The 14,194-nt window shown below is 38.8% G+C and carries 9 protein-coding genes; 5 read left to right on the top strand and 4 right to left on the bottom strand.

Features of this window, described 5'->3' with window-relative positions; all coding sequences use genetic code 11:
- Positions 1-49: 49 nt before the first annotated feature.
- Positions 50-1,276 carry a phosphoglycerate dehydrogenase gene (gene serA / locus DYE60_RS08750; RefSeq protein ID WP_115316454.1) on the top strand — a complete coding sequence of 409 codons (1,227 nt, stop codon included), beginning with the start codon at positions 50-52 and terminating at the stop codon, positions 1,274-1,276.
- 24 nt (positions 1,277-1,300) lie between these two features.
- The gene (gene tldD / locus DYE60_RS08745; protein WP_115316217.1) at positions 1,301-2,749 is read left to right on the top strand and encodes a metalloprotease TldD; all 1,449 of its coding nucleotides are present in this window, start codon (positions 1,301-1,303) and stop codon (positions 2,747-2,749) included.
- A 232-nt stretch (positions 2,750-2,981) separates the two neighbouring features.
- Here the strand turns inward: tldD and hslU are convergent, their stop codons facing one another.
- Both hslU and hslV read right to left on the bottom strand, forming a co-directional pair.
- On the bottom strand, positions 2,982-4,310 hold the full coding sequence (gene hslU / locus DYE60_RS08740; protein ID WP_172460416.1) for an ATP-dependent protease ATPase subunit HslU: 1,329 nt from the start codon (positions 4,308-4,310) through the stop codon (positions 2,982-2,984).
- A 6-nt stretch (positions 4,311-4,316) separates the two neighbouring features.
- Positions 4,317-4,841: an ATP-dependent protease subunit HslV gene (gene hslV / locus DYE60_RS08735; protein WP_115316215.1), complete on the bottom strand. Its 525-nt coding sequence runs from the start codon at positions 4,839-4,841 to the stop codon at positions 4,317-4,319.
- A gap of 221 nt (positions 4,842-5,062) precedes the next feature.
- Between hslV and ahr the strand changes: the two genes are divergently transcribed.
- Entirely contained in the window at positions 5,063-6,064 is a 1,002-nt protein-coding gene (ahr, locus tag DYE60_RS08730) for an NADPH-dependent aldehyde reductase Ahr (RefSeq protein ID WP_115316214.1), read from the top strand.
- Between the two features lie 96 nt (positions 6,065-6,160).
- Here ahr and putP read toward each other — a convergent pair whose 3' ends face one another.
- Positions 6,161-7,651, bottom strand: coding sequence for a sodium/proline symporter PutP (putP, locus tag DYE60_RS08725; RefSeq protein WP_115316213.1), 1,491 nt, complete (start codon positions 7,649-7,651; stop codon positions 6,161-6,163).
- Between the two features lie 17 nt (positions 7,652-7,668).
- Positions 7,669-11,124, bottom strand: coding sequence for a bifunctional proline dehydrogenase/L-glutamate gamma-semialdehyde dehydrogenase PutA (gene putA, locus DYE60_RS08720; protein ID WP_115316212.1), 3,456 nt, complete (start codon positions 11,122-11,124; stop codon positions 7,669-7,671).
- Between the two features lie 245 nt (positions 11,125-11,369).
- On the opposite strand from putA, the gene DYE60_RS08715 reads away from it, so the two are divergent.
- On the top strand, positions 11,370-12,698 hold the full coding sequence (locus DYE60_RS08715; RefSeq protein WP_115316211.1) for a patatin-like phospholipase family protein: 1,329 nt from the start codon (positions 11,370-11,372) through the stop codon (positions 12,696-12,698).
- A gap of 106 nt (positions 12,699-12,804) precedes the next feature.
- Positions 12,805-14,043 (top strand): tryptophan synthase subunit beta, encoded by a 1,239-nt coding sequence (trpB, locus tag DYE60_RS08710; RefSeq protein WP_115316210.1) that lies wholly within the window; start codon positions 12,805-12,807, stop codon positions 14,041-14,043.
- Positions 14,044-14,194: the final 151 nt, after the last annotated feature.

Here is a 14,194-nt window from a genome sequence, read left to right as displayed (position 1 = left end):
GCGATAAGGGGGGAAGCAAACACAATACTGACAGGAAGTTATAATGAAAATTACCAATTCTCTTGATAAATCAAAAATTAAATTTGTATTGCTTGAAGGCGTACACCAAAATGCCGTTGATATATTGAAATCAGCGGGATACAACAATATTCATTATTATAAAGAAGCCCTTGATGGCGAAGATTTAATTGAGGCAATTAAAGACGCACATTTTGTCGGCATTCGCTCTCGCACCCATTTAAGTGCGGAGGTTTTATTACAAGCCAAAAAATTGATTGCTATCGGTTGTTTCTGTATCGGCACCAACCAAGTGGATACCGAAGCCGCAAAATGTTTGGGTATCCCCGTTTTTAACGCCCCTTTTTCAAATACACGCTCAGTGGCTGAATTAGTGCTTGCTGAAATTATTTTGTTAATGCGTAAAGCTGTGCAAGCAAATATGGAAGTACATCGTGGTTTATGGAATAAATCTGCTGTTGGTGCAAACGAAGTGCGTAATAAAAAATTAGGCATTATCGGTTACGGGCATATTGGCTCGCAGTTAAGTATCATCGCAGAATCGATCGGTATGCAAGTCTCTTTTTATGATATTGAAAATAAACTGCCATTAGGTAATGCAAAACAAGTGACAAGCTTAGAAAACTTGTTAGCAGAATCGGATGTGATTTCATTACACGTCCCTGAAAATGCTTCAACTAAAAATATGATCAACGCTCAACGCCTTGCTCAATGCAAAGACGGTGCGGTATTCATCAATGCAGCACGTGGCACAGTTGTGGATATTCAAGCCCTTGCCGACGCACTGAAAAGTGGTAAATTACGCGGTGCTGGCGTTGATGTATTCCCTGTTGAACCTGCCTCAAAAGATGAACCTTTTGTCTCACCATTATGCGAATTTGATAATGTCATTTTAACGCCACACATTGGTGGTTCAACCTCAGAGGCACAGGAAAATATCGGTACCGAAGTGGCGAGCAAGTTTGTGAAATATTCAGATAACGGCTCAACGCTTTCAGCGGTCAATTTCCCAGAAGTCTCTTTACCAGAACATAGCGGTGCAAAACGCTTATTACACATCCACGCCAACAAACCAGGTGTGATGAATCAAATCAACCAAATTTTTATGAATGAAAATACCAATATCGCCGCTCAATATTTACAAACCGACGCACAAATCGGTTATGTTGTGATTGACGTGGAAGCGGACGATGTTGCAGATACGCTTGCTAAATTAAAAGCCATCGATGGCACAATCAAAGCAAGAGTACTTCATTAAAGCTATCCATTAAAAAGGAACAAAATGTTATTAAATAAAGTCTCTCAAAGTTTACTTGCCCCAAGCGGTCTAGAATTATCTAAAATTTGCAATATTTTGGATATTTTTGCGAGCCGCCATATTGACTACGGCGACCTGTTTTTCCAACTCAGTATGGATGAAAGCTGGTCGTTAGAAGACAGTATCATCAAAGAAGGGGGCTTTTACATTGATCGAGGCGTAGGTGTCAGAGCCGTTTCAGGCGAGAAAACAGGGTTCGCTTATACGGATCAAATCAATTTTCAACAACTGGAACAGTGTGCAACGGCAGCGAGAAGCATTACTAATGAACAAGGGCGTTTAAAAATTCAACCTTTTAAACAAACCCAAGCCATTTCACGCTACCCTGCCATCAACCCACTTGAAAGCCTTGCTCGTGAACAAAAAGTTGAGTTACTGCATTTAATTGACAAAACTGCTCGAGCTGAAGACCCTCGCGTGATCCAAGTAAACGCAGGACTTTCCGCACTGTATGAAGAAGTTCTGGTGGCCGCTACCGATGGCACATTAGCGGCGGATATCCGCCCGTTAATTCGCTTATCGGTGTCGGTTTTAATGGAACAAAACGGTAAACGTGAACGTGGGGGTTGTGGTGCAGGCGGACGCTTATCACTTAATTATTTCTTAGAACCAAACGCAAACGGCGAAATCCGTGCGATTGAAATGGCAAAAGAGGCAGTTCGCCAAGCCTTAGTAAATTTAACCGCCATCACTGCCCCAGCGGGTGTAATGCCCATTATTTTAGGGGCTGGTTGGCCGGGAATTTTATTACACGAAGCGGTAGGACACGGTTTAGAGGGCGACTTCAACCGTAAAGAATCCTCACTTTTTACCGACAGAATCGGACAGCAAGTCACTTCGCCACTTTGTACTATTGTGGATGATGGCACTATCGCCAATAAACGTGGTTCAATTACCGTTGATGATGAAGGCGTACCTTCACAGCGTAATGTTCTAATTGAAAACGGCATTTTAAAAGGCTATATGCAAGATAAACTCAATGCACGTTTAATGGGTGTTGCTCCAACAGGAAACGGGCGACGTGAATCTTATGCCCATTTACCAATGCCACGAATGACAAACACCTATTTAACCGAAGGAAAAGACAGCTTTGAGGATATGATCGCCTCAGTGGATAAAGGCTTATACGCCCCTCATTTCAGCGGTGGACAAGTGGATATTACCTCTGGAAAATTCGTTTTCTCAACCTCAGAAGCCTATTTAATTGAAAAAGGCAAAATTACCAAACCAGTTACGGGTGCAACCTTAATCGGTAGCGGTATTGAAGCAATGCAACAAGTTTCAATGGTCGGCACCGCAATGGAATTAGACAAAGGTGTCGGCACTTGTGGCAAGGAAGGACAAAGCGTGCCAGTGGGCGTGGGGCAACCGACGGTTAAATTAGATAAAATCACGGTCGGTGGACGTGGCTAGGATTATTTAATACATTGTTTCTTAAATGAAAAAACGGTGGTTCTTTTACTGAAAGAGCTACCGTTTTGTTTGAAAAAGTAATAATGTATAAAAGTAAAGCGGTAATATTTTAATCAAAATTTGCAAATTTCTGATCAAATATAACCGCTTAAATATCAATATAATTTTATATCAAGTAATGAGTGGATATACGCAAACAAGTTTGCTAATGCCACCTCTACAACGTTTTAAACTATAAAATATAACGACTTAAATCTTCATTCTCAACCACATCATCAAGCTCTTTGGCAACGAATTCTTGGTCAATCACAATTTTCTCGCCTGAGCGTTCGCTTGCATTGAAAGAAATGTTATCCATTAAGCGTTCTAATACAGTATGCAAACGTCTTGCACCGATATTTTCCGTTTTTTCATTCACGTGGAATGCAGATTGTGCAATTCGGCTGATACCGTCTTCGGTAAACTCAATTTCAACGCCTTCGGTTTTCATTAACTCTTTGTATTGTAAGGTTAATGATGCATTTGGCTCAGTTAAAATACGTTCAAAATCGTTTTGAGTAAGGGATTTCAATTCAACACGAATAGGTAAACGACCTTGTAATTCAGGTAATAAATCAGATGGGCGAGCCACTTGGAATGCACCTGAACAGATAAATAAAATGTGATCCGTTTTTACAATGCCGTGTTTGGTGTTTACTGAGCTACCTTCAATGATTGGTAGTAAATCACGTTGCACACCTTCACGAGAGACATCGCCACCACTATGCTCAGATTTTTTACAAATCTTATCGATCTCGTCGATAAACACGATACCGTGCTGTTCCACCGCTTCAATCGCTTGCTGTTTTAACTCTTCTGGATTAACTAATTTTGCCGCTTCTTCGTCAATTAACACTTTAAACGCGTCTTTGATTTTCATTTTGCGTTTTTTCTTTTTGCTTGGGGATACGCCTTCAAACAGGGATTGTAATTGCGACGTCATCTCTTCCATTCCCGGTGGTGTCATAATTTCTACACTCACTTGGGCAGCGATATCAATTTCAATCTCTTTGTCATCTAATTGACCTTCACGCAATTTTTTACGGAAAACTTGGCGAGTTGAATTGCTTGTATTGGTGTCTTCACTGTTACCCCATTGATCTTTGGCTGGTGGCAGTAATACATCTAAAATACGCTCTTCCGCTGCTTCTTCAGCACGGAAACGATTTTTTTCAATCGCTTGTTCACGCACTAATTTCATTGAAACATCGGCTAAATCACGAATGATCGCATCAACTTCCTTACCCACATAACCCACTTCGGTAAATTTGGTTGCTTCCACTTTCACAAAAGGGGCGTTAGCTAATTTCGCTAAACGGCGTGCAATTTCTGTTTTACCTACACCGGTAGGTCCAATCATTAAAATATTTTTTGGGGTGACTTCTTGGCGTAAATCTTCTGGTAATTGCATACGACGCCAGCGGTTACGCAATGCAATCGCTACGGCACGTTTAGCTTCTTTTTGCCCGATAATATGAGCATCTAATTCTGATACAATCTCACGAGGTGTCATTGACATAATCTGTTCCTATTTTTCAATTTCTTCAATAATATGGTTGCTGTTGCTGTAAATATCGATTTCGCCCGCCACTTTTAATGACTCTGCAACAATTTCTTTAGCTGATAATTCGCTGTTTCTTAACAATGCAAGGGCAGCGGATTTTGCATAATTCCCCCCCGAGCCGATCGCTAACACATCGCTTTCAGGCTCAATCACATCGCCACTACCTGAAACTAATAAAAATTCGCTTTCATTGGCAACGATCATCATTGCTTCTAAACGACGTAATGCACGATCGGAACGCCACTCTTTGGCTAATTCTACGGCGGACTTCACTAAATGCCCTTGATGAAGTTCTAATTTTCGCTCGAATAATTCACGTAAAATAAAAGCGTCTGCCGTTGAACCAGCAAACCCTGTGATCACTTTATCTTGATACATTTTACGCACTTTTCTTACTGTGCCTTTTTCCACACAGTTACCGAGCGTGGCTTGACCATCGCCCCCCATTGCTACTTTGCCATCACGACGTACACATACAATAGTTGTCATTGTTATTCCTTAGTTTTCATAAAAAGTTTTCTTAAAAAGATTTTTATTAAATTGTGATGAATGCCGTAAATTTCAAGGGGTAAAAAAGAATTTGTAAATATTCAAAAAAATATGACCGCTTATTATTGTCTTTTTAACAAAAAAATTTTGTAATTTATCACCTTTATTCTTACTAAAAATAGGTCATAATGTCAGACTACATATAATGATGGGAGAAAAATATGATTAAAGCATACGCTGTGAATGAAGCTGGTGGAAAGCTCGTTCCTTTTGAATATGATGCTGGGCAATTAGGGCAAAATGAAGTTGAAATTGATGTGAAGCATTGTGGTATTTGTCACAGTGATTTAAGTATGATTGATAATGAATGGGGAATTTCACAATATCCCCTAGTGGCTGGACACGAAGTGATTGGCACGATCAAGCAAATGGGTGAAAACGTGAAAGGCTTTCATCTAGGACAAATCGTTGGCTTAGGCTGGCATAGTGGTTATTGTGGCGAATGTGCAATGTGTCATAGTGCTGATGAAAATTTATGTCGTAATGCTCAACCAACCATTATTTCTCACTATGGCGGCTTTGCTGAGCAAGTGCGTGCTGACGCAAAAAGTGTAGTTGCATTGCCTGAAAATATAGAACTAAAATCAGCAGGACCGTTGTTCTGTGGGGGTGTAACAGTATTTAATCCACTAGTGCAATTTGATATCAAGCCAACAGATAAAGTGGCTGTGATCGGTATTGGTGGATTAGGACATATCGCATTGCAATTTTTAAATGCGTGGGGCTGTGAAGTTACGGCGTTTACATCAAGCCCTGAAAAAGCCAAAGAAGCCTTAGAAATGGGGGCTCATCATACCATTAACTCTCGAGATGTGGCTGAAATTCAACAAGCTGCAAGTAAATTTGATCTGATTATTTCAACCGTAAATGTAAAGCTTGATTGGAATAGCTATATCAGTACCTTAAAACCAAAAGGGCGTTTACATTTTGTGGGTGCAACCCTTGAACCATTAGATATTGCAGCAACAGGCTTAATCGGTTCACAACGTTCCATTTCTGGCTCGTTAGTCGGTAGCCCTTCAACTATTGCTAAAATGCTAGATTTCGCTCAGCAACATAATATTAAACCTATCATTGAAGAATATTCGTTTGATAATATCAATGAAGCAATTGAAAGAGTGCGTAGTGGTAAGGCTAAATATAGAGTAGTGCTTTCTCGCTAATTAAAAATTGAAATATCGAGTTCATACACACCTTAATAAAAAATAGGCTAAATGATTTATTACCATTTAGCCTATTTTAATAACGTGCTTACAAAATTACTCTCTATTACCAAATTCCACTAAGGCTTTATCAAATTGCTCTGCTACTTTTGGATTCACAGGGTCAAAAATTGATGAGGTTAATGTGATAAATGAACACATTAAGAAACCTGGAATGATTTCATAAAGATTTGCTAAATCAGACCAACCGAAATATTGAATCATTGGTTTCCAAATAACAACTGTGATCGCTCCTGATAACATTCCGTAAAGGGCTGCTTTTGAGCTGATATTACGGTTGAAAAGGGATAAGATAATTACTGGACCAAAAGCAGCACCAAATCCTGCCCACGCATAAGACACTAATCCCATTACCTTAGAATTTGGATCTTGTGCGATAGCAATCGCTACTAATGCAATCAGTAATACCATTGCACGTCCAACCCACACTAGCTCTTTACTTGATGCAGAAGTACGGATAAATCCTTTATAAAAATCTTCGGTAATCGCTGCTGAACACATCAATAACTGTGCCGATAAGGTACTCATTACCGCCGCTAAAATCGCTGAAAGCACCACACCAACAATCCAAGGATTGAACATCAATTTAGACAGCTCAATAAAGATGGTTTCGGCATTTTTTAATTCAAGATTGTTTGCGGTAAAGTAAGCAAGCCCAAAGTAACCCACAGCAACCGCACCACCTAAACATAGTACCATCCAAGTGATCCCAATACGGCGTGCTTTATCCAATGAGTGTAATGAATCTGCTGCCATAAAACGTGCGAGAATATGCGGTTGTCCAAAGTAGCCTAAGCCCCACGCCATTGCTGAAATAACACCAATCCCAGAAACATTATGCAACCAGTTTGAATAAGGAATATGTGTTGCTTGTGATTTTAATTCAAGGGCGGTGTTTATCTCTGCCCAGCTTAAATTTACCATTACCATTACCGGTGCAAGCAGTAATGCAAAGAACATTAAGGTTGCTTGGATTGTATCACTCCAAGAGACTGCTAAATAACCGCCAATAAAGGTATAAGCGATGGTGGCTAATGCCCCTAACCAAAGAGCCGTTGAATATTCAAGTCCTAATAAACTTTGGAATAATTTTGCCCCTGCAACCACACCTGATGCACAATAAATTGTAAAGAAAAATAGAATGATTGATGATGAAATCAGTTTTAAGGCTTTCTTTTGATAAGGAAAACGTTGTGCAAAAAATTCTGGTAGGGTTAAGGCATTTTTATAGCTTTCAGTAAAAATACGTAATCGTCCAGCTACGATACGATAGTTGAAATATGCTCCAATGGTTAAACCCACTGCAATCCACGCTTCTGATAAACCAGATACAAAAATTGCACCTGGTAAGCCCATCAATAGCCAACCAGACATATCCGATGCTCCCGCAGACATTGCGGTCACAAAGCCTCCCATTTTTCGTCCACCTAAGATGTAATCATCAAAATTATTAGTGGAACGATAGGCATAAATCCCTATTCCTAAAATAATGGCTAAATATAGCCCAAACGTAATATAAATTTGCATAAAATCTCCTGTGTTGTTTATTGTTCTTGTGAAGCCATCAACGAGGCATTACCACCTGCTGCGGTAGTATTCTCACTACGAGAAAACTCATCATATAATGGCATTAAATCTTGTGTTTCTCGCCAATCATAACATTTAAAAATAGCTTGGCTATTTTGAGCTAACCAAACACGCTGCTCTTTGGTTAAATTTTCTAAATAAACACCCTTTTGACAATGCCCTAAGGTCGTTGCCACACGAACATTTTTAAGACCTAATCTTGCCAGAGGATGCTGTGGCTCAACTAAAATACTAAAACCTGCATTTAAAAGTTTTTGAGCAACAGATTGAGATTGTTCCAAAGAACCATCTAAGATAGCCACTTCACAAGGTAAATAAGCAAGAGAATTATCTTCTCCTGTAATACTTTCTAGCAGTGGTGTTTGGGTTGCAAGTTCAATGTCATTGCCAAACTGGCTGTAATATTGTGTGCTTTTGGTTAAACGTTGAATATAAAATTCACCTCCCGCTTTTGGACCTGTCCCTGAAAGACTGTGTCCACCAAAAGGTTGCACGCCAACAACCGCACCGACAATATTTCTATTGATATAGAAATTACCACAATTCAGATTTTTCTCAACAAATTTTATCTGTTTCTGAATACGACTATGGCAACCGCCCGTTAATGCGTAGCCTTTTGCGTTCACTTCCTCTAAAATTTGCCCTAAATTCTCTTTTTGATAAGCAACTAAATGCAAGATCGGTCCAAACACTTCTCTTTCTAATTGAGCGAGGTTGTCTAACTGATAAAGAGCAGGGGCAACAAAATACCCCTCATTTGGCGTATCTAATTCCACATAACGTTTTGCAACCTGACGCATTTTCTGTTTATGATTTTCAAGATTTTCTTTTGCCTCTTGATCAATCACAGGCCCAACATCTGTATTCAGCCCTTGTGGATTGCCGACTTTTAATTCTGCCATCGCTCTACTTAGCATTTTATACAATTTATTCGCTACTTCTTGTTGAACCAATAACACACGTAATGCCGAACAGCGTTGCCCTGCACTGTCAAAAGCAGAATTTAACACATCAGCGACCACTTGCTCCGCCAATGCCGATGAATCGACCACTAGCACATTTTGTCCGCCTGTTTCTGCGATAAAAATCGGATCGTTATCCGCTTGGGCTAACTGTTCATTGATCAGTTTTGCGACTTCCGTTGAACCCGTAAACACTACGCCATCAAAAGGCTGTTTAGACAATGCTGCCCCAATATCGCCTGCCCCTAACACTAATTGTAAAGCACTGCGAGGTAATCCTGCTTGATAAAAGAGTTGTGTCGCAGCAAAAGCCACCATTGAGGTTTGTTCAGCAGGTTTTGCAATCACCGCATTTCCTGCCGCTAAACTGGCAGCGATTTGCCCCGTAAAAATCGCAAGTGGGAAGTTCCAAGGGGAAATACATAAAATTTTGCCACGTGGTTCAGCAAGTTTACCGAGCTGATCTAATTTTTCTAATTGAGTTGCATAATAACGTAAAAAATCGACCGCTTCTCGTAATTCAGCAATCGCATTTGGTAAGGTTTTGCCTGCTTCTAAGATCGTAATTTTCATCAACAAATCAAAATGTTGCTCATATAAATCAGCGGTTTTTTGCAATACTGTTGCTTTTTCTGTGGCACTAAATTGTTGCCAATCCAATGTTGTAGCTTCCTCAAAAACTTGTGGGATCATTTCAATATTACAGAATGCCACATCGCCCACTTTTTCTGTTGTATCTGCAGGATTAAACACCGAATGGCTTTCACAATGAAGTTGATCATTTGCAAAATTTACCAAAGAATTGACCACTTGTAGCTCGGCATTATTAAAACCTTGCTCTAATTTCTCCAGAGTAAATTCATTTGTTAAATCAAACCCTTGTGAATTTTTACGCTCACTAAAAATGTCTAACGGCAATTTCACTGCTTTATTTGGATTGCCTTGCGATTGCTCATACAATTTCCAAGGGGCGGTAACAAGTTGCTCCGCCGGAATAGTTTCGTCCACAAGCTGATGAACAAATGATGAATTTGCCCCATTTTCTAATAAACGACGTACCAAATAAGCCAACAAGGTTTCGTGCGTCCCCACAGGGGCATACACTCGCACTAAGCGATCAAAATTCTCTTTGCCGACCACATTATCATATAAATTCTCGCCCATTCCGTGTAAACATTGAAACTCGTAATTTTTACCTTTGCCTAATTCGTAAATTGTACACAGGCTCTGTACGTTATGGGTCGCAAATTGTGGATAAATTACATCTTGTGCAGTTAATAATTTTTTGGCACAGGCAAGATAAGAAATATCGGTGTGATTTTTTCGAGTATAAACAGGGAATCCTTCCAAACCTTCCGTTTGAGCCCATTTAATTTCGCTATCCCAATATGCCCCTTTTACCAAGCGAATCATTAAATGCCCTTGTTTTTCACGAGCCAACTCAATCAGATAATCAATTACTTTCGGACAACGTTTTGAATAGGCTTGAATCACAAAACCAATTCCTTTAAAGCCTTTTAATTCTGGCTCATCTAACAGTTTTTCCACCAAATCTAAGGAAAGTTCTAAACGGCTTGCCTCCTCTGCATCAATGTTGATCCCAATATTATATTTTTTACCCAATAACATTAACTGTTTTAATTTTGGATAAAGCTCATTCATCACACGATCATATTGCGAGCGGAAATAACGTGGGTGGATTGCGGATAATTTAACGGAAATACCGTTAGATTGATAAACGTCTTTCTCGCCTGAATTTTTGCCGACGGCTTCAATCGCATTGACATAATCTTGGAAATAACGCTCTGCATCTTCAGCAGTCATTGCTGCTTCGCCAAGCATATCAAAGGAGAAACAGAAGCCCTTTTCAATACGTTTTTGAACACGACTTAATGCATTATTGATATCTGTCCCTGTAACAAACTGCGAACCCAATACTCGCATTGCCTGTAACATTGCTTGTCGCATTACTGGGGCAGAAAAACGAGCAAAACTACGGGTTAACGCATTCGAAAGCTCTTTTTCATCAAAGGTTTTACTTAATTTTTTTCCTAACAATAAACCATAACTCGCGGCATTGATAAAAAAGGAATTTGAATGCCCAATATGGCTATCCCAATTACCCTCTATCAATTTATCGTGGATCAATTCATCACGGGTTTTATCATCAGGAATACGTAATAAAGCTTCCGCCAAGCACATCAAGGCAATCCCTTCATCATCGCCAAGTGAAAACTCTTGCATTAAAGCATCAATAGCGTATTTGTTTTTCTTAATATTACGGACTTTATTGATTAAATTAACAGCGTTTTTTTGAATGTTATTTTCTTGCTCAGGGGTAAAATCAAGTGTTTGGTATAAATTATCCACCGCTGTTTTTTCATCAAGGCGATAAAAAGCAGTAATCTCACGGCGTAATTGAGGATATTTTTTAGAAAATGAAAAAGACATAACACATTACTCCTAACTATTTTGTAAAAATTTTGTTAAAAAGTAGCAATTAAACTGTTAATGGTAAACTGTTATTTACTATTTCTGTGAGCTCAATCACAAAAATTTGCCTAAAAAATAGAATTTTTTTATCTATACTTTGTACTAAGTTAGAATATTACAAACAAATCGCACATCGTTTATGGCAAGTGATTAAAAATATGCTATAAATCGACTCTCTTTGAAGGCAATTACACAAGGTTTATATGATGAAAAAAGGCTCATTATTTACGTTTTTTACTACAATATTATTTTTATCTGCTTGTAGCTCGATAAAATATCAACCTGTAGAAACAATTTCTCGTATCGATCTTGCTCGAGGCTATCGCCTTTACAATGCCGTTTTAGAAAATAAAAAAAGTGAAAATTTAATTATTATGATGTTTTCAGGGGGCGGAAATCGTGCTGCGTCACTAGGCTATGGTGTATTAGAAGAATTTGCAAAAACGCCAATAAATCCGACCGCTAAGGGGAACACATTATTAGAAAATGTTGACTTAGTTTATGGCGTTTCGGGTGGTTCAGTACTCGCTGCTTATTTTTCCCTAGAAGGTAAAAATGTTGTACCTACATTTGAAAAAAACTTTCTAAAAACAAATTTCCAAAAGCAAATGATGAGCAAACTTTTTTCGACATCAAGTATGTCACGCCTGACTTCGCCTCAATTTGGCAGAGGGGATTTACTTGAAGAGCAGCTTAATCTTGCTCTTTTCAAAAATAAAACCTTTGCTGATTTACAATATCATCGTCAAGGCCCATTTGCCGTAATTAGTGCAACTGATATGAAAGCAGGACAGCGTATTAACTTTACACAGGAATACTTTGATTTATTGTGCCTCAACTTAGAGAAAGTCAAAATCGCTCGAGCAGTTGCAGCATCAAGTTCTGTCCCTTTAATATTTAGCCCTTTAACCTTTAATAATAATGGCGGACAATGTTTCTACAATACCGCTTCTCAGATGATGAGTGTTAAAGGTAATTTAAAAGGAATGGAAAGATTAAAATCCCAAGTAGATTTATATAAACATAGCGATGAACGCCCTTTTATTCACTTAGTCGATGGTGGATTAACGGATAATCTTGGCTTACGTAGCTTATTAGATGTTTATGATATGTTTGGTTCAAAAGGCGTTAATGGGCATTTAAAACAAGCCAATTTAAAAAATGTGATTGTGATCAATGTGAATGCACAAAATCAAATGGTGAATGAAATTGATAAGTCAGCAGATATTCCTAGTACATCAGACATTGTAAACTCAATTATCAATGTGCCTATTGATAATAACACGCAAAATACCTTAAATAGTTTTAAAAATCTCATTGAAGAATGGAATACTAAACAGCATGAGATTAAGGCTTATTTTATAAGTTTAAATTTAAAAGATCTGCCCCCTTCACAACTACGTACTGAAATGCTTAATATCGACACTTCACTGTATTTGCCAAAAGAAGATGTGAACAAACTAAAACAATCTGCCAGAATATTATTGGCTCAATCTAAAGAGTATCAAAAAGTCTTAAAAATATTACAATAGTTATTTTTCTTCAACCGTTTATTTTTCAACCAAAAATAGGTTGATCTTTTCTTTTATTTTTGTACCATTGAACTAATACACAAATACAACAAAGAGGAAAAGAAAAATGACAACACATCAAAATAATACGACACAAAATATCGGTTATGCACTCGCTCCTATCATTTTACCAGACGATAACGGCTTTTTCGGCGAATTTGGAGGCAAAATTCAGCACCCTGAACTGGCAAAAGCATTGCAAGAAATTGAGCAGGGATTTAGAGAGTTAATTCAAGAACCTGAATTTCACGCTGAAATGCAACGTCTTCGCCAAACCTTTGTAGGTCGTCCAAGCCCAATTTATCACGCAAGACGTTTAAGTGAACACTGCGGTGGGGCGCAAATCTATTTAAAACGAGAAGATTTAAACCATACCGGTGCACATAAAATCAATCACTGTTTAGGCGAGGTTTTATTAGCTAAAAAACTGGGCAAAACCAAAGTTATCGCTGAAACAGGGGCAGGGCAACATGGTGTTGCATTAGCCACAGCAGCCGCGTTAATGGGATTAAAATGTGAAATTCATATGGGGATTGTGGATATCCAAAAAGAAGCCCCAAATGTCAGCCGAATGAAAATTTTAGGGGCAAAATTAGTCCCTGTTTCTGAGGGTGCAGGTACACTGAAAGAGGCGGTGGACAGTGCATTTAATGCCTATTTAAAAGAACTAGACACCAGTTTATTTGCGATTGGCTCAGTGGTTGGTCCAGCACCTTATCCTGAAATGGTCAGCTATTTTCAATCAATAGTTGGATCGGAGGCACGAGCTCAATTTTTAGAAATGACCAACCAATTACCGGATAAAGTGATCGCTTGTATCGGTGGTGGCTCAAATGCCATCGGATTATTCAGCGGTTTTATTACCGATGAGAATGTGGATAAAGTCGGTGTTGAGCCAGCTGGAAAAGGTTTAGATACACCTTATCACGCCGCCACAATGACCAAAGGGGTAAAAGGCGAAATTCAAGGGTTTAAATGCTATGTATTACTTGATGAAAACGGCAACCCAGCACCCGTGCATTCCATTGCCTCAGGATTAGATTATCCCGGTGTTGGACCTGTTCACTCTTATTTAAAAGATACCAAACAAGCTTTTTATGAAAGTGCTACCGATGATGAATGCTTGGACGCATTTATGGCTCTCTCTCGCTTTGAAGGGATTATTCCTGCCTTAGAATCTTCTCACGCTGTGGCTTATGCGATGAAAATTGCCCCAACATTGCCAAAAGAAGCTAAATTATTAGTGAATTTATCAGGACGTGGCGATAAGGATATTGATTTTATTTTGAGTAAAATTGAGCTGTAAATAAATACGCATTTGAAAATATAGGGGAGCATTAAATGAGCGTAGCGAATGAAATATACTCCCGCAAAATAGAATAGTGTTCGGGAGCATATACGCCAACAAGTTTGCTAATGCTCCCCTACAATATCTTTGATAAGCGGTCATATTTTTA

The organism is Phocoenobacter uteri, from assembly GCF_900454895.1.
GTDB lineage: Bacteria > Pseudomonadota > Gammaproteobacteria > Enterobacterales > Pasteurellaceae > Phocoenobacter > Phocoenobacter uteri.
Note: the sequence above shows the minus strand (reverse complement) of the source record. Positions and strands in the feature narration are given on the sequence as shown.